This window comes from Devosia nitrariae (assembly GCF_030160115.1).
Lineage (GTDB): Bacteria > Pseudomonadota > Alphaproteobacteria > Rhizobiales > Devosiaceae > Devosia > Devosia nitrariae.
Genome location: NZ_BSNS01000009.1, coordinates 18,573 through 35,552 on the forward strand (window position 1 = coordinate 18,573; position 16,980 = coordinate 35,552).

The 16,980-nt window shown below is 64.4% G+C and carries 17 protein-coding genes; 12 read left to right on the forward strand and 5 right to left on the reverse strand.

Annotation, left to right across the window (positions count from 1 at the left end; all coding sequences use genetic code 11):
• The first annotated feature begins 35 nt into the window (after positions 1 to 35).
• The 12 genes from aptA to QQK18_RS09665 all read left to right on the forward strand — a co-directional run bounded on the left by aptA (position 36) and on the right by QQK18_RS09665 (position 11,311).
• A complete protein-coding gene (gene aptA, locus QQK18_RS09610) occupies positions 36 to 1,358 on the forward strand; it encodes an omega-aminotransferase AptA (protein WP_284340118.1) in 1,323 nt (440 codons plus the stop codon).
• The gene (locus QQK18_RS09615; protein WP_284340119.1) at positions 1,358 to 2,854 is read left to right on the forward strand and encodes a CoA-acylating methylmalonate-semialdehyde dehydrogenase; all 1,497 of its coding nucleotides are present in this window, start codon (positions 1,358 to 1,360) and stop codon (positions 2,852 to 2,854) included. Before aptA ends, QQK18_RS09615 begins: the two co-directional genes overlap by 1 nt.
• A 4-nt stretch (positions 2,855 to 2,858) precedes the next feature.
• Positions 2,859 to 3,389: an endonuclease domain-containing protein gene (locus QQK18_RS09620; protein WP_284340120.1), complete on the forward strand. Its 531-nt coding sequence runs from the start codon at positions 2,859 to 2,861 to the stop codon at positions 3,387 to 3,389.
• A gap of 4 nt (positions 3,390 to 3,393) precedes the next feature.
• The gene (locus QQK18_RS09625; protein ID WP_284340121.1) at positions 3,394 to 4,644 is read left to right on the forward strand and encodes a Zn-dependent hydrolase; all 1,251 of its coding nucleotides are present in this window, start codon (positions 3,394 to 3,396) and stop codon (positions 4,642 to 4,644) included.
• A gap of 148 nt (positions 4,645 to 4,792) precedes the next feature.
• Positions 4,793 to 5,227: an endonuclease domain-containing protein gene (locus QQK18_RS09630; RefSeq protein WP_284340122.1), complete on the forward strand. Its 435-nt coding sequence runs from the start codon at positions 4,793 to 4,795 to the stop codon at positions 5,225 to 5,227.
• On the forward strand, positions 5,224 to 6,675 hold the full coding sequence (gene hydA, locus QQK18_RS09635; RefSeq protein ID WP_284340123.1) for a dihydropyrimidinase: 1,452 nt from the start codon (positions 5,224 to 5,226) through the stop codon (positions 6,673 to 6,675). Before QQK18_RS09630 ends, hydA begins: the two co-directional genes overlap by 4 nt.
• Positions 6,676 to 7,056 (forward strand): hypothetical protein, encoded by a 381-nt coding sequence (locus QQK18_RS09640; protein WP_284340124.1) that lies wholly within the window; start codon positions 6,676 to 6,678, stop codon positions 7,054 to 7,056.
• Positions 7,047 to 7,838, forward strand: coding sequence for an ABC transporter ATP-binding protein (locus QQK18_RS09645; RefSeq protein ID WP_284340125.1), 792 nt, complete (start codon positions 7,047 to 7,049; stop codon positions 7,836 to 7,838). Before QQK18_RS09640 ends, QQK18_RS09645 begins: the two co-directional genes overlap by 10 nt.
• Positions 7,839 to 7,845: 7 nt before the next feature.
• Positions 7,846 to 8,292: a GNAT family N-acetyltransferase gene (locus QQK18_RS09650; protein WP_284340126.1), complete on the forward strand. Its 447-nt coding sequence runs from the start codon at positions 7,846 to 7,848 to the stop codon at positions 8,290 to 8,292.
• On the forward strand, positions 8,289 to 9,194 hold the full coding sequence (locus tag QQK18_RS09655; protein WP_284340127.1) for an ABC transporter permease: 906 nt from the start codon (positions 8,289 to 8,291) through the stop codon (positions 9,192 to 9,194). Before QQK18_RS09650 ends, QQK18_RS09655 begins: the two co-directional genes overlap by 4 nt.
• Positions 9,191 to 10,288, forward strand: a complete 1,098-nt coding sequence (locus QQK18_RS09660; RefSeq protein ID WP_284340128.1) for an ABC transporter permease — start codon at positions 9,191 to 9,193, stop codon at positions 10,286 to 10,288. The genes QQK18_RS09655 and QQK18_RS09660 overlap by 4 nt, the downstream gene beginning before the upstream one ends.
• Before the next feature lie 30 nt (positions 10,289 to 10,318).
• Complete coding sequence (locus tag QQK18_RS09665) at positions 10,319 to 11,311, forward strand: ABC transporter substrate-binding protein (RefSeq protein ID WP_284340129.1); 993 nt, start codon at positions 10,319 to 10,321, stop codon at positions 11,309 to 11,311.
• Positions 11,312 to 11,361: 50 nt separating this feature from the next.
• Here QQK18_RS09665 and dgcA read toward each other — a convergent pair whose 3' ends face one another.
• The 5 genes from dgcA to QQK18_RS09690 form a co-directional block, all read right to left on the reverse strand.
• Positions 11,362 to 12,351 (reverse strand): N-acetyl-D-Glu racemase DgcA, encoded by a 990-nt coding sequence (gene dgcA / locus QQK18_RS09670; protein ID WP_284340130.1) that lies wholly within the window; start codon positions 12,349 to 12,351, stop codon positions 11,362 to 11,364.
• Positions 12,348 to 13,130: a GntR family transcriptional regulator gene (locus QQK18_RS09675; RefSeq protein WP_284340131.1), complete on the reverse strand. Its 783-nt coding sequence runs from the start codon at positions 13,128 to 13,130 to the stop codon at positions 12,348 to 12,350. The genes dgcA and QQK18_RS09675 overlap by 4 nt, the downstream gene beginning before the upstream one ends.
• 183 nt (positions 13,131 to 13,313) lie before the next feature.
• Positions 13,314 to 14,141, reverse strand: a complete 828-nt coding sequence (locus tag QQK18_RS09680; RefSeq protein ID WP_284340132.1) for an ABC transporter permease — start codon at positions 14,139 to 14,141, stop codon at positions 13,314 to 13,316.
• The gene (locus QQK18_RS09685) at positions 14,138 to 15,088 is read right to left on the reverse strand and encodes an ABC transporter permease (RefSeq protein WP_284340133.1); all 951 of its coding nucleotides are present in this window, start codon (positions 15,086 to 15,088) and stop codon (positions 14,138 to 14,140) included. The genes QQK18_RS09680 and QQK18_RS09685 overlap by 4 nt, the downstream gene beginning before the upstream one ends.
• A 227-nt stretch (positions 15,089 to 15,315) precedes the next feature.
• A complete protein-coding gene (locus QQK18_RS09690) occupies positions 15,316 to 16,815 on the reverse strand; it encodes an ABC transporter substrate-binding protein (RefSeq protein WP_284340134.1) in 1,500 nt (499 codons plus the stop codon).
• Between the last annotated feature and the right edge of the window lie 165 nt (positions 16,816 to 16,980).

Consider the following 16,980-nt stretch of genomic DNA (forward strand, 5'->3'; position numbering starts at 1 on the left):
GAAGTCAGAAAATAAGTTTTAAGGGGCGTCGATACATGGATGCATATGCGGTTCCTAATAACCTGTCCGCATTCTGGATGCCGTTCACGGCCAACCGCCAGTTCAAGAAAAATCCCCGCATGTTCGTGGCAGCCAAGGACATGCACTATACGACCGCCGACGGGCGGCAGGTGCTCGACGGCACGGCGGGGCTCTGGTGCGTCAATGCCGGCCACTGCCGTCCCAAGATCACCGAGGCGATCCAGCGCCAGGCTGCCGAGCTCGACTACGCGCCCGCCTTCCAGATGGGGCATCCCAAGGCCTTCGAGCTCGCCAACCGCCTGGTCGAACTCGCGCCCGACGGGCTCGACCACGTGCTGTTTACCAATTCGGGCTCCGAGTCGGTCGAGACCGCCCTCAAGGTCGCGCTTGCCTATCACCGGATAAAGGGCGACGGCAGCCGCTTTCGCCTCATCGGGCGCGAGCGCGGCTATCACGGGGTCAATTTCGGCGGCATCTCCGTCGGCGGGATCGTCTCCAACCGCAAGATGTTCGGGACGCTTCTGACCGGCGTCGATCACCTGCCGCACACGCATGATCTTGCCAGGAACGCCTTTACCCGCGGTGAACCCGAGCACGGGGCCGAACTTGCCGACGAGCTCGAACGGATCGTAACGCTCCATGATCCCTCGACCATCGCGGCGGTGATCGTCGAGCCGGTCGCGGGATCGACCGGCGTTCTCGTTCCACCCAAGGGCTATCTGCAAAAGCTGCGCGACATCACCAGGAAGCACGGGATCTTGCTGATCTTCGATGAGGTGATCACCGGCTTCGGACGCCTCGGCACGCCCTTTGCCGCCGACTACTTCGGCATCACGCCGGACATCATGGTGACCGCCAAGGGCTTGACCAACGGCGTCATCCCTATGGGCGCCGTGCTGGTCTCGGCCGATGTCCACGACGCCTTCATGACCGGCCCCGAACACCTCATCGAATTCTTCCACGGCTACACCTATTCGGGCAACCCGATCGCTTCGGCCGCCGGTATTGCGACACTTGAGACCTACAAGGAAGAAGGGCTTCTCCAACGCGGAACCGAGCTCGGGCCTTACTGGGGCGACGCGCTGCATTCGTTGAAGGGCGAACCGCACGTCATTGACGTCAGGAATATCGGGTTGGTGGGAGCCATCGAGCTCGAGCCCATTGCCGGGCAGCCGACCAAGCGCGCCTTCTCGGCGTTCGTCAAAGCCTACGAGGCGGGGTACCTCATCCGCACGACCGGCGATATCATCGCCCTCTCGCCGCCGCTGATCGTCGAGAAGCACCATATCGACGAACTCGTCGACGGCATAAGGCAGGTCCTGAGGGAGGTCGATTGATGCAAACCATCGAAAACGCCGTTGCCGGCAAGCGCTATGTCTCGTCCTCGCCGCGCCGCAGCCCGGTCTTCAATCCAGCGACCGGCGAACAGACCGCCGAACTTCCGCTCTCGACGACCGACGAGCTGAACGCAGCCGTTGACGCGGCCAAGAATGCCCTGCCGGCCTGGGCCAACATGCCGCCGATGAAGCGGTCGCGGATCATGTTCCGCTTCAAGCAACTGCTCGACGCGCACGCGGACGATCTGGCGCGCATTATCTCCTCCGAGCACGGCAAGGTGCATGACGATGCCTTGGGCGAGGTCGCCCGCGGCATCGACTGCGTCGATTTCGCCTGCGGAGTCCCGCAACTCCTCAAGGGCGAGTTCTCCCGCAATGTCGGACCGAACATCGATTCCTATTCGGATCGCCAACCGCTCGGGGTCGTCGCCGGCATCACGCCGTTCAACTTCCCGGCCATGGTGCCCATGTGGATGTATCCGCTGGCCATCGCCTGCGGGAACACCTTCATATTGAAGCCCTCCGAGCGCGACCCGTCGGCCTCCCTGCTCGCCTGGAACCTCTTCATGGAAGCCGGACTCCCCGAAGGTGTCTTCAACGTCGTCCATGGCGACAAGGAAATGGTCGACGCCATACTCGACCATCCCGACATCAAGGCGGTCTCCTTCGTCGGCTCGACGCCGATCGCCGAATATGTCTATCAGCGCGGCACCAGGGCCGGCAAACGCGTGCAGGCGCTGGGCGGGGCCAAGAACCACATGGTGATCCTGCCCGACGCCGACCTCGATCAGGCGGCCGACGCGCTGATGGGCGCCGGTTACGGTTCGGCCGGCGAGCGCTGCATGGCCATTTCGGTCGCCGTCCCCGTCGGCGAAGCGACGGCCGATGCGCTGATCGACAAGCTGAAACCGCGTGTCGAAAAACTGAAGATCGGCCCGGCGACCGACAAGGACGCCGAGATGGGGCCGGTCGTCACCCGTCAGCACCGCGACAAGATCCTCTCCTATATCGACAAGGGTGTCGAGGCAGGCGCCGAGCTCGTCGTCGACGGACGCGGCTTCTCCCTCCAGGGCTACGAGGACGGCTTCTTCGTCGGCGGCACGCTTTTCGATCGCGTCACCCGCGACATGGCGATCTACAGGGACGAGATCTTCGGGCCTGTGCTTTCGGTCGTCCGCGCCCGCGATTATGCCGATGCCGTCGACCTCATCCACGGCCACGAATACGCCAACGGCACGGCGATCTTCACCCGCGACGGCGACGCGGCGCGAGAATTCGCCGACAAGATCGAAGTCGGCATGGTCGGCATCAATGTGCCGATCCCGGTGCCGGTTGCCTACCACTCCTTCGGCGGCTGGAAGCGCTCGCTCTTTGGCGACCACTCGATCTACGGGCCCGAGGGCGTGCACTTTTACACTCGGTTGAAGACCGTGACGACGCGCTGGCCGGCCGGCATCAAGGAAGGCGCTCAGTTCACCTTCCCGAGCTTGAAGTAGTCCGATGCTCAGTGCTCGAATCGGCGCCGGTCCCCTCACCCTAACCCTCTCCCCAGAGGGGCGAGGGGACGCTGGGGGAAGCGCCAGTGGACCCACTGAAACTCCAGGGCCAGCGGAGCCAATCGCCTCGCCCCTCCGGGGAGAGGCCGACGCGAAGCGGCGGGTGAGGGGCCGGAAGGCGCAACCCGCTCAGGTTTCTCGGGCGCGCGCCCTGCGTTCAGTGAAGACGGATGCCGAGAACCGCCTCTGGTACCACCTGCGCGATCGCCGATTGGACGGCCTGAAGTTCGTGCGCCAGCTGCCTGTGGCCGGCTACTACTACGCCGACTTCGCCTGCCGAGAAGCGATGTTGATCATCGAAGCCGATGGTGGGCAGCATTCCGACTCCGCATACGACTTGCGGCGCGACGCGGCCATCAGGGCCGCCGGATATAGCGTCCTGCGTTTCTGGAATACCGATATCCTCCAGAACACGGCATTCGTTCTGGAGCAGATCCGCCAAGCCAACCAATCTCAACCTGCAAGCGACGAGTGAGTCCATGACCGCCCCGGGAGAAAACCTTCGCATCAACGGCGACCGCCTCTGGGACAGCATCATGGAAATGGCCCGTATCGGCCCGGGCATTGCCGGCGGCAACAACCGGCAGACGCTGACCGATGCCGACAAAGAGGGACGTGCGCTGTTCCAGCGCTGGTGCGACGACGCGGGCCTCTCCATGGGCGTCGACAAGATGGGCACGATGTTCATGACACGGCCCGGTACCGATCTCGATGCGCTGCCGGTCTATGTCGGCAGCCACCTCGACACGCAGCCGACCGGCGGCAAGTATGACGGGGTCCTGGGCGTGCTCTCCGGGCTCGAGATCGTCCGCTCGATGAACGACCTTGGAATCAAGACCAGGCACCCGATCGTCGTCACCAACTGGACCAATGAGGAAGGCGCGCGCTTCGCTCCGGCGATGCTCGCTTCTGGCGTTTTTGCCGGTGTCCATACCCTGGACTATGCCTATGCCCGCAAGGACTTTGACGGCAAGACGTTCGGTGAGGAACTCGAGCGCATCGGCTGGGTCGGTGACGAGGAGGTCGGCGCGCGCCCGATGCACGCCTATTTCGAGTACCATATCGAGCAGGGCCCCATCCTCGAGGCCGAGAACAAGCAGATCGGCGTCGTCACCCACGGCCAAGGGCTCTGGTGGCTGGAGTTTACCCTCACCGGCAAGGAAGCCCATACCGGCTCGACGCCGATGGCCATGCGCGTCAATGCCGGGCTCGCCATGGCCCGCGTCTTCGAGATGGTGCAGACAGTCGCCATGGACAATCAACCGGGCGCCGTCGCCGGCGTCGGCCAGGTCAAGTTCTCCCCCAATTCGCGCAATGTCCTGCCCGGCACTGTGGTCTTCACCGTCGACCTGCGTTCACCCGACCGGGCAAAGCTCGACGCCATGCGCGTTCGTATCGAGGCCGAGGCCAAGACCATCGCCGGCGCGCTCGGCGTCGACTGCGCCGTCGAGGCGGTCGGCCATTTTGATCCGGTCACCTTCGATCCGACGCTGGTCGAGCGCGTGCGCAAGGCCGCCGAGGACTTGGGCTACACTCACATGGATATCGTCTCGGGCGCCGGCCACGACGCCTGCTGGGCCGCAAAAGTCGCGCCGGCCACCATGGTCATGTGCCCCTGCGTCGACGGCCTCTCCCACAACGAGGCCGAGGAGATCTCCAGGGAATGGGCGGCGGCGGGGGCGGATGTGCTGTTCCACGCCGTGATCGAGACGGCGGAGATTGTGGAGTGAACGTGAGCGCTGCAAAGGTCCCCTCACCCGCCGCTGCGCGGCGACCTCTCCCCCAGAGGGAGAGGTATACCCGGTGCCGGCGCAGGGCCCTCTTCACCTCTCCCTGGGGGGAGAGGTCGACGGCGAAGCCGGCGGGTGAGGGGGCCTTATGACCACGCTCAAGACCAAATTTGCTGCCCGAAACGCCAAGACGCTCAGAACCAACTCGTCCGACGCCGAGCGCAAGCTTTGGTCGAAGCTGCGCAACCGACAGCTAGCCGGGTGCAAATTCGTTCGCCAGTTGCCCGTCGGCCGGTTCATCGCTGATTTCGCCTGCCGCGAGCGCGATCTCATCATTGAGCTTGATGGCGGTCAGCACGACGAAAATGCTGTTGCCGATGCGCGGCGTACAGCGATCCTGGAACAATACGGCTATGCGGTCATACGGTTTTGGAACACGGAAGTTCTGACCAATATCGACGGCGTTCTGTACGTCATCAGGGATCATCTTGAGAAGGCCCCCTCACCCGAGCTTCGCTTTGCGAAGACCGATCTCTTCCCCAAAGGGAGGGATGAGGGCGCAACTGAGGGAATGGAACCATGACCACAGTCATCAAGAACGGCACGATCGTGACCGCCGACATGACCTATGAGGGTGACGTCAAGATCGCCCACGGCAAGATCGTCGAGATCGGCAGGCACCTCGAGGGCGAGGAGGTGCTGGATGCGACGGGATGCTATGTCATGCCCGGCGGCATCGACCCGCACACGCATCTCGAGATGCCGTTCATGGGCACCTATTCGTCCGACGATTTCGAGAGCGGTACGCGCGCCGCGCTTGCGGGCGGCACGACCATGGTCGTCGATTTCTGCCTGCCGAGCCCCAATCAGAGCCTCCTCGAGGCGCTTGCCATGTGGGACAACAAGACCGGCAAGGCGAGCTGCGACTTCTCCTTTCACATGGCTGTCACCTGGTGGGGCGAGCAAGTCTGGAAGGAAATGGCCGAGGTCGTCGATCGCGGCATCACCTCGTTCAAGCACTTCATGGCCTATAAGGGCGCGCTGATGGTCGACGATGACGAGATGTTCTCGTCCTTCCAGCGCTGTGCCGAGCTGGGAGCGCTCCCGCTTGTTCATGCCGAGAATGGCGACGTCGTCGCGCAGATGACGCAAAAGCTGCTCGATGCCGGCAACAACGGTCCTGAGGCGCACGCCTATTCCCGTCCGCCCGAGGTCGAGGGGGAAGCCACCAACCGCGCCATCATGATCGCCGATATGGCGGGCGTACCGCTTTACGTGGTGCACACCAGTTGCGAGCAGGCGCATGAGGCGATCCGCCGGGCCCGGGCCAAGGGCATGCGCGTCTACGGCGAACCGCTGATCCAGCACTTGGTGCTCGATGAGACCGAGTACTTTAATACGGACTGGGACTACGCCGCCCGCCGGGTGATGTCCCCGCCCTTCCGCAACAAGCAGCACCAGGATTCGCTGTGGGCCGGACTGCAGTCGGGCTCGCTCCAGGTCGTCGCCACCGACCACTGTGCCTTCACCACGCAGCAGAAGCGGTTCGGGGTCGATAACTTCGCCAAGATTCCCAACGGTACCGGCGGGCTTGAGGACCGCCTGCCGGTGCTATGGACGAAAGGCGTCAACACTGGCCGCCTGACCATGAACGAGTTCGTGGCCGTGACCTCCACCAACATCGCCAAGATCCTCAACCTCTATCCACGCAAGGGCGCCATCGTCCTCGGCGCCGACGCCGACATCGTCGTCTGGGATCCCAAGCGCAGCAAGACCATCAAGGCCGACAGCCAGCAGTCGGTCATCGACTACAACGTTTTCGAGGGGATTGAGGTCACCGGGCTGCCGCGCTTCGTGCTCTCGCGGGGCAAGGTGTCGATTGTCGAGAACGAGGTCAGGACCGAGGTCGGCCACGGTAAGTTCGTTGCCCGCGAGCCAAGGAATCCAGTCAACCGGGCCCTCTCCCAGTGGAAAGAGATTTCCGCCCCGCGCAAGGTCGAGCGCTCGGGCATTCCGGCGACGGGGGTGTGATTGGAACGTCCATCGCACGCGATCGCCTTAACAGTCTGGCTGCTTGTGGGCTGTCTGGCCGCCACGGCCGACAGCCTGGTGCTGCCGGGCACCTATGGGAACGCCGACGGCTGCACATACTTGGCTACCGGTGACCTCACCGGCGACGCCTTGCGCTACCTCACCAGTGAGGAAGTGGCGAGCTATGGTTCGGGCTGCCGGTTCGTCGCCGTCCACGCCGATGGCGCTGGCAACCAGCTCGCCCAGGGCATATGCAGCTATGAGGGCGAGGAGTTTTTGGGCGCTGAAGATTACGTCATCACGCCCCCCGACGCCGATGGTCGCGTGCGCGTCTATACCGCCGCCGGCGAACTCTGGGACGAACTGGAGCCGTGTTCTTGACGATCCCTGCCGTTGTATCCGCGACCGATCTCAGCCTCACTTTTCACACCAGTGACGGCCCCGTGACGGCCCTTTCCGATGTCACGCTCGACATCAAGAAAGGCGAGTTCGTTTCGTTCATCGGACCATCCGGGTGCGGAAAGACGACGTTTCTCAGAGCCATCGCCGATCTGGAAAGGCCGACCTCGGGCAGCATTGAGGTGAACGGGCAGACGCCCGGGAATGCGCGCAAAGATCGCGCCTATGGCTATGTCTTTCAGGCTGCGGCCCTCTACCCCTGGCGCACGATCGAAAAGAACGTGGCGCTGCCGCTCGAGATCATGGGGTATTCCAAAGCCCTGAAGGCCGAGCGGATTGCGCGCACGCTTGCGCTGGTCAACCTCGAGGGTTTTGAAAAGAAGTATCCCTGGCAGCTTTCCGGCGGCATGCAGCAGCGGGCTTCGATCGCCCGTGCCTTGGCGTTCGATGCGGACCTCCTACTGATGGACGAGCCGTTCGGGGCGCTTGACGAGATCGTGCGCGATCACCTCAACTCCGAGCTGTTGAAGCTTTGGAAAGAGACGCAGAAGACCATTTGTTTCGTCACCCATTCGATTCCCGAGGCGGTGTACCTGTCGACCAAGATCGTGGTGATGAGTCCGCGACCCGGGCGGGTGACCGACATCATCGAATCGAGCCTCCCCGCCGAGCGCCCGCTCGATATCCGAGAAACGCCGGAGTTCCTCGCCATTGCCGCGCGTGTGCGCGAGGGCCTGCGGGCCGGCCACAGCTATGAGGAGTGACGGGGCGGTGATCCGGGTTGCCTCGTTGAGCGATATGCCGGTCTGCGCCGCCATCTTCAACCGATGGGTCGACGAGACCGAGTGGATGCCGCGTGTCCACGACCATGACGACGTTGTCCGGCACTACCGGGAGACGGTCTACTCTCAGTGCCAGGTGTTCGTTGCCGAACGCCACGGCGCGGTGGGCGCCTTCCTCGCACTGTCGGACCAAAATTTTGTTACCGCTCTTTATGCAGACGGACGCTCCCGGGGGTTGGGCCTGGGAACACTCCTCATCGATAGGGCCAAGCAAATCCGCCCCGACGGCCTGTCCCTGTGGACGTTCGTCGCCAATGAGGACGCGCAACGCTTCTACCGTCGCCAGGGATTTGTCGAGGAGCGTCGCACCACCGGTGAGAACGAGGAAGGCCTGCCCGACATCCTGCTGCGATGGTCTGGGAAGGTCCCCGCATGAGAGGCCGGAGCGACCTGCTGCCCATCCTGACCGTGCTCGCGGGACTTCTCGTCCTCTGGTATCTCGGCGCCATCGGGCTCAATGGGCCGGTGCAGAACGACATGTACCGCCGCGCCGACGTAGTCGGCGTGCCATTCACCCAGTTCGTCGCCGACACGTGGAACCAGCAGCGTCCGGTGCTGCCGACGCCGCATCAGGTGTTCGCGGAGTTGTGGAACACCACCGCTCTCGTCGCGCCGACCGTTCCGCGCTCGCTCCTTTTCCACGCGTGGGTGACGCTCTCGGCAACACTCGCCGGCTTCGTGCTGGGATCGGGCCTCGGTATCCTGCTCGCCGTGATGATCGTCCATAGCGAGGCGATGAACCGCTCGCTGATGCCGTGGATCGTCGCCAGCCAGACGATCCCCATCCTGGCACTCGCTCCGCTCATCGTCGTTATCGGTTTCAATGTGTTTACCGGCACCTTCGGCGTCCCCACCGACCCGGCGCGCTTCATCTCCAAGGCCATCATCTCGGCGTATCTCTCGTTCTTTCCGGTGACCGTCGGCATGGTCAAGGGCCTTAGGAGCCCGGAAGACATTCAGCTCGACCTGATGCGCACCTACAACGCCTCGGCCGCGCAGGTCTTCTGGAAGCTCCGATGGCCGAGCGCGCTGCCCTTTCTCTTCACCTCGATGAAGGTCGGGGTGGCGGCCAGCCTCGTTGGCGCTATCGTCGGCGAGATGCCGACCGGTGCGGTCTCCGGTCTCGGCGCACGGCTCCTCAACGGCTCCTATTACGGCCAGACGACGCAGATCTGGTCGGCCTTGATCATGGCGTCGATTCTTGCCGCCGTGCTGGTCGTTGCCGTGGGACTCGTCGAGCGGCTGGTCTACGTGCGCATGGGGGCGCGACCGGCATGAGCCAGCTGCAGCACTACCTCGCCATTGTCGCCTGGGGCCTTTCGGCTGCAGCGCTCGTCATGGGGTGGGTTTCGGCCGACGCGCTGCCACCGGCCTGGCTCTTCGTCTTCCTGCTGCTGGGTACGGCGAGCCTGGTGCGTATCGCCGGGTGGTTCAGCCTGTGGCTCGACGGCATCATCGCCGGGGCCGGCGTTGTTGCCGTGCTGGTGAGCCTCCCCGATCTCTCGCCGGTGCCGGGCTATTACTGGCTGGCGCTGCTCGCCGCCTGGGCCTTCGCCTGGCTCTTCGTCGAGCGGTTGACACGGGCGATGGCCTCCGGCCTGGTCGAGCCTGGGATCTTCGGTTTCCTCGTGCCGCTGATCTTCGGCGTGATGGTGCTGGTCATCTGGGAAGCGGTGACGCGCGGGGCGAACGTGCCTTCCGTCATCCTGCCGCCGCCCTCGGCCATCTGGGCGCGCATCGCCGGCAGCACGTCGACGCTCTGGGCCGATTTCCAGCAGACGTTCCTGAAGGCCGTGCTGATCGGATACGCGCTCGGTTGCGGGCTGGGCTTTGCCGTTGCCATCCTCATCGACCGCTCACCCTTCTTGAAGCGCGGGCTGCTGCCGCTCGGCAACTTCGTCTCCGCGCTGCCGATCATCGGGGTCGCCCCGATCATGGTCATGTGGTTCGGTTTCGACTGGCCGAGCAAGGCGGCCGTCGTCGTCATCATGACCTTCTTTCCAATGCTGGTGAACACGGTCGCGGGCCTCAATGCCGCAGGCGCCATGGAGCGCGACCTGATGCGCACCTACGCCGCCGGCTACTGGCAGACCCTATTGAAGTTGCGCCTACCCGCCGCGGCGCCCTTCATCTTCAACGCCCTCAAGATCAATTCGACATTGGCCTTGATCGGCGCCATCGTGGCGGAATTCTTCGGAACGCCCATAGTGGGAATGGGCTTCCGGATCTCAACCGAAGTCGGCCGGATGAATGTCGACATGGTCTGGGCCGAGATCGCGGTGGCGGCGCTCGCGGGATCGGCTTTTTACGGGGTGGTGGTGCTCGTCGAACGGGCGACCACCTTCTGGCATCCGTCGGTGCGCAGCGCCTGACGGAGCCGTAACAAGGAAGGGACAACAGGGATGAAGAAACTCGCAATCGCAGCGCTCGCCGGCGCTCTGTCGCTGGCCGGCGCTGAGGGCGTCACGGCACAGGACAGCGTCGTACTGCAGCTGAAATGGGTGGCCCAGGGGCAGTTCGCCGGCTACTACGTCGCCCAGGCCAAGGGCTTTTATGAGGAGGAGGGGCTTAACGTCGAGATCAAGCCCGGCGGGCCCGACATTGCCCCCGAGCAGGTGATCGCCGGCGGCGGCGCCGACGTCATCACCACCTGGATGGCAGCCGGCCTTGCCGCCCGCGAGCGCGGCGTGCCGCTGGTCAATATCGCCCAGCCGTTCAAGAACTCGGGGCTGCTTCTGACCTGCCGCAAGGATATGGGCGTCGAAACGACCGAGGACTTCCCCGGCAAGACGCTCGGCGTCTGGTTCTTCGGCAACGAATATCCGTTCTACGCCTGGATGGCCAAGCTCGGCTATTCGACCGAAGGCGGCGCCGACGGCGTCGAGGTGTTGAAACAGGCCTTCAATGTCGATCCGCTGATCCAGGGGCAGGCGGCCTGCATCTCCACCATGACCTACAACGAATACGGCCAGGTGCTGCGCGCCGGGCTCTCCGAGGATGAGCTGACCGTCTTCAACTATCGCGACGAGGGCGTCGGCATGCTCGAGGACGGCCTTTATGTGCTCGAAGAAAACCTCGACGATCCGGCCTTCGTCGACAAGATGACCCGGTTCGTGCGCGCCTCGATGAAGGGCTGGGCCTATACCGCCGAGAACCCCGAGGAAGCCGCTCAGATCGTCCTCGACAACGACATGACCGGCGCCATGATGCTCGAGGACCAGGTCTACCAGGTCGGCGAGATCAACAAGCTCGTCGACGGCTCCACAGGCGCGCTCGACCCGGCCGACTACCAGCAGACGGTCGATACGCTCCTCTCGGCGGTGTCGCCCGATAACCCGGCCATCACCAAAGAACCGGAAGGCGCCTTCACTACGGTGGTGACCGACGGGCTCTAACCTTTACCGGTAGGCTCATGGGAAGGCGGAGCTGCTGCTCCGCCTTTTCCTTAGCCGCCCCACATTTCGGCACCCGCGCCAATGATCCGACCAGCGGCATAGGAGAGACCTCCCGGTCGGTCTTGTTGCAGGAGCAGCGGGCCATCGAGGTCGACCCAGTCCGCCAGGCCGCAAAGCAGCAGGGCCGGAGCCATGGAGAGCGAGGTGCCGACCATGCAGCCGACCATGAGCCTGAGACCGCGCGCCCGGGCGGCGTGGGCCAATGCAATGGCTTCGGTGAGCCCGCCGGTCTTGTCGAGCTTGATGTTGATCGCCTCATAGCGGCTGTTGAGCATAGCGAGGCTGGAAAGGCCGTGGATGCTTTCATCGGCGCAGATCGGCACCGGATGCGGAACGGTACTCAAGGTGGTATCGGCATCAGCCGGCAAAGGTTGTTCGACCAGCTCGACACCGAGCTTCCGGCACGCTTCGATATTGGCGGCAAGATCCTGGACCGCCCAGGCTTCATTGGCATCGACAATGAGACGTGCGTTCGGCACGGCGGCGCGCACGGCTGCGATCCGCTCATGGTCGCCGGCGCCGTCGAGCTTGAGCTTCAACAGCGGGTAATCCGAGACCCTGCGGGCGGATTCCGCCATTGCCTCAGGTGTGTCGAGGCTGATCGTATAGGCGGAGATGACTTTCGGCGGCACGGCAAGGCCGGTGAGGGCCGCGACGCTGGTGCCAGCAAGCCGTGCTTCGAGGTCCCAGAAGGCGCAGTCGATCCCGTTGCGGGCGGCGCCGGGTGGCAGGGCTGCCTGCAGCCCCTGCCGGTCGAGGCCGGCTTCTATGGCCGGCGCAAGACCGAGGATCGTGTCCAGGACGCCCTCCGGCGTCTCGCCATAGCGGGCATAGGGCACACACTCGCCGTGGCCAGCGATACCGTCACAGGTCAGTGTCACATGCACCACCACCGCCTCGTGCTTGCTGCCGCGCGAGATGGCGAAGGTGCCCGCGATACCGAAACGCTCGATAGCGGCCGCGAGCACGACGCCGCTCATGGCTCGAGCTTCAGCTCGGCGATGAAATCGTAGCGGTCGCCACGATAGGAGGATTTGGTGACTTCGATGGCTCGGCCGTTGGCGAGGAACGAGTGCCGCTCGATATGGAGGATGGGGCTGCCGTCGACGATGCCGAGAAGCGAGGCCTCCTGCTTGTCGGCGATGGCCGAGCGCAGGCGCTGCAGCGCGCGCACCGGCATGTAGCCGTTCTGCTTCAAGGTCTCGTAGAGCGACTCGCCGACCTCGCCTCCGCCAACGGCAAAGAGGGGCACCACCGCGTGCTCGACCGCCAGCGGGTCATTATCGGACAGGCGCACGCGCGACAGGCGCAGCACCTGCTCGTTAGGCGAGAGTCCGAGCTTGACCATCTCCTCCGGATCCGGCAGTCCGCTCGTCCTTGAAAGGACGATGGAGCGGGCAGTGGCGCCGCGCCGCTGCATGTCGGCGGTAAAGCCGATCAGCACCGAGAGCGGCTGGTCGACATGGGGTGAGACATAGGAACCGGCCCCGCGCCGCCGCGCGATCAGCCCGTCGCGGAAGAGGTCGTCGATGGCGCTGCGCACCGTTACCCGCGACAGGCCCGTTGCCTTCATCAGCACGCGCTCGGAGGGCAGCGCCTCACCGCCGCGCAACTCCCCGCGCTCGATCAACTGGCGCATGGCACCGGCAAGCTGCAGGTAGAGCGGATCCTCGCTCGCGCCGCCCCTCGGCAAGTTGGCCAGGATGCGTGTGACGACCGCTGAGGCCTCGGGTTCGGATTGAGGGGTGGGTGTGGTCATGGTTTCCACCCACGTGTTGGTTGCAACCCCTCACCCTGTCCCTCTCCCCAGAGGGGCGAGGGGACCCTGTGGGTGTGCATGATACAAGTACGAGCACCGAGTTCACCTCGCCCCTCTGGGGAGAGGTCGGACCGAAGGTCCGGGTGAGGGGTTCTCCGGCTTGGCAAGCAGGCATCCATCCCCCTACTCCTGCGTCCGAAGCCGAGGATCGAGCGTGTCACGCAACGCATCGCCGAGAAGGTTGAAGCCGAAGGAGAGGAAGAGGATGGCAAAACCCGCAAACATCGCCGGCCAGGGCGAGAGCAGCAGGAAGTTGCGGCCCTCCGAGAGCATCAGCCCGAGAGACGGGATCGGCGGCTGCGCTCCGAGCCCGAGAAAGGAAAGCGAGGCCTCGACGAGGATCGCGGCCGACAGCAGCAGGCTCGTCTGCACCAGCACCACGGAAGCCAGGTTCGGCAGCAGGTGCAGGAAAATGATCCGTGCGTCCGAGGCGCCGATGGCCCTGGCGCCGTTGACGTACTCGCTCTCGCAGATGACCAGCGCCGGGCCGCGCAGGAGCCGGGCGAAGATCGGCGTATAGACGATGGCGATGGCGATCGCCGCACTCCAGATCGAGGGGCCGAGTACGGCGATCACCCCGATGGCCAGGAGCAGGATCGGAAAGGCGAAGAGCACGTCCATGATCCGCATCGTCACCCGGTCGAACCAGCCGCGGTAATAAGCAGCGAGCATGCCGAGCGTACCGCCGGCAGCAAGGGCGAGGGCAACGGCGATGACGCAGGTCGTCAGCGACGTGCGGTAGCCGTAAAGGATGCGCGCCAGCACGTCCCGGCCGAGCTGATCGGTGCCGAGCAGGTTGACGAGGTTCGGCCCCTTCATCCGCTGCACCATCACCTGCGCATAAGGGTCCTGGAGCCCGACAATGGGCGCGAAGACTGCGAGCAGCACCTGAAGGGCGACGAACGCGGCGGCAAAGGCGAGGAGCTTGTTGCGAGATAGAAATGCGGTCATCGCGATACCCTCGGATCGATGACGGCATAGAGGAGGTCGACGAGGAAATTGACGACGACGAAAGCGAAAGTCATGACGAGGATGGTGGCCTGCACCAGCGGATAGTTGCGCTCGGCGATGGCCCCGAGCACCAGCCGTCCGAGACCGGGAATGGCAAAGACCTGCTCGATGACGATGGCGCCGCCCAGCAGGTACCCGGCCGAGACGCCGACGCTGGTGATGAACGGGATCAGTGCGTTACGCAGGGCGTGCTTATAGATGATGCGCCGACGTCCGGCGCCCTTGGCTCTGGCTGTGCGGATATAGTCCTGGCTCAAGGCATCGAGCATGGCCGAGCGCACCAGCCGCGAGAGGTTGGCGAGCATCGGCAGCGACAGCGCGATGACCGGCAGGATCATGCGCGAAAGATTGCCGAGCGGATCCTGGGTAAAGGGCACGTAGCCCAGCGCCTGGACGCCGGGCATGAGCTTGGAGACGAGAAAGATGGTGACGATCCCGAGCCAGAAGGACGGGATGGTCAGGCCCGCGATGGCCCCGATCCGCACCGCAACCTCGGCGCCCTTGCCGCGCGCTTCGGCCATGAAGGCGCCGAGCGGTATGGCAAGGCCTGCCCCGAAAAGGATGGAGAGGAGTGTCAGTTCGATGGTCGGCCAGATCTGCGCGCCGATCTCGGCGGCCACAGGTCGACCCGTCCAGATCGAGGTGCCGAGATTGCCCTGCAGCACGCCCCAGATCCAGTGGCCGTACTGGACGAGGACGGGCTTATCGAGCCCGACCCGCGCCTCGAGCTCGGCGATGCGCTCCGGCGTGATCTCGGTGTTGGCGCCGAGCATGATGGCCACTGCATCGCCCGGGATGAGGCGGATCATCAGGAATACGATGATCGAGACCCCGAAAAGGACGATCAGCAGATCGACGATGCGGCTGGCGAGAAAACGCAACGGCATGGACTGGTCCGTGGCAGGTTAACGGGTGGCGGGAAGGTGGGCGGGGAGCACGTTGTCCTGCCCCTTACCGAAGACACCCCCCTCCCATCCTCCCCCACAAGGGGGGAGGTGCGGCGCCGTGCCCGTGGCATCATGCTGCCAAGCCCACCGGACCTGCACCTCCCCCTTGATGGGGGAGGTTGGGAGGGGGTAGTGCGCCGGCCGATCAGCCACAGCCATTCGCACGCTTACTCGGCGACGGTGACGTTGACGAGACTGGTGAGCCGCCCGTTGGGGTAGATATCGAAGCCCTCGACCTTTTCGTTGACTGCGGTATTGAGCGAGCCATAGGCGATATGGGCGACCGGCCCTTCGCAGGCGAGCTTTCTCTGCACGTTGTCGTAGATCTCTTTACGCTCGGCCTGATCGGTCGTCGTGCGGCCCTCGTCGAGCCAGGCGTCGATCTCGTCGTCGTCATATTTGAACACGTTGGTCGATCCGCCGCCGTAGAAGGTGCGGTAGAAGTATTCGTCCGGATCGGGGCTGCCGCCATTGGCCGAAACGAAGAGGTCGAAATTGGAATTGCGCCAGTCCTGCACGAACTGGCCGATCTCCTGGTTCAGGAGCTCGACCTCGATGCCGCCCGCGGCCAACTGCTGCTGGACGACCTGGGCGATGTCGCGCGTATCCTGGCGCGGCAGCACGTTCATGGTGACCTGAAGCGGCGTTTCGACCCCGGCCTCTTCCAGCAGCGCCTTGGCGCCCTCGACATCGGTCGTGTAGCAGGCGTATTCGCTGGGCTCCAGTGCCCAGTTGACCAGCGCCGGCGAGAGCGGCCCGGCGGGCACGCCCATGCCGAACAGCGCGCCATCGATGATCTCCTGGCGGTTGAGCAGCATGTTGATCGCCGTGCGAACGCGCGGGTCGTCGAACGGCTCGCGCGAAGCGTTCATGCCAACGAGCGTATAGGAGATGTCGCGCGTCTCCTGCACCGTCACTCCCGGCTGGCCCTGGAGCTGCAGCGCTGTGGCCGGGTCGATGCCGGGCAGGAGCCCGTACTCGCCGCTGGTGATGCCGACCTGGCGGGTTGCCGCTTCCGGCACGAAGTTGAAGACGACCTCGTCGAGCGCCGGCTGGCCTTCGACATGATAGTCCTCGTTCTTGTCGAGGCTGATGAAGCCGTTGGGCTGCCATTCGGCGAACTTGAAGGGGCCGGTGCCGACCGGCGCCTGCTGCAGCGCCTCGGCGTCGGTCTCGAATTCGGCCGGCACTATGGCGATGCTCGACAGCGACGACAGGATCGGTGCGAAGGGAGCATCGAGAGTGAAGACCACGGTCGTCGGATCGACGACCTCGATGCCGGTGATCGGGGTGACGCGGCTGGCAAGCGGGGAGGCGATGGCCTCCGATTGCACGCGCCTTATCGATGCGGCGACGTCCTCGGCGTCCATGGCCGAACCGTCATGGAAGGTGACGCCTTCGCGCAGCTTGAAGGTATAGGTCAGCCCGTCTTGCGAGACCTCCCAGGATTCGGCAAGGCGCGGCACGATGGCGAGGTCCTTGTCGACGCCCGTCAGCCCCTCATAGATGTTGTCCTGCACGATCACCACCGAGTTGAAGGCGGTAATGAGGTGCGGATCGAGCCCGGCGGGCGAAGAATCGATGGCGATATCGAGCGTTGCGGCGAACGCGCCTCCTGCCAGCATGGTGGTCGCGCCGAGTGCGGCCGCGAGTGTCCTGAGTGTCATGTTCCCTCCAGATCAGTTTGCCGTCATCCGTCCCGAATAGGGCGATCGGGTCAGGGTGCCGGCGTGAAAGCGCGATAGGTCCAGTTTAAGACCAGTCTGGACAGTGGTAACGCTATGGTACTATCAATTGCTGTGCAAGCCCGTTTGCCGGGCGCTACCCTGCGG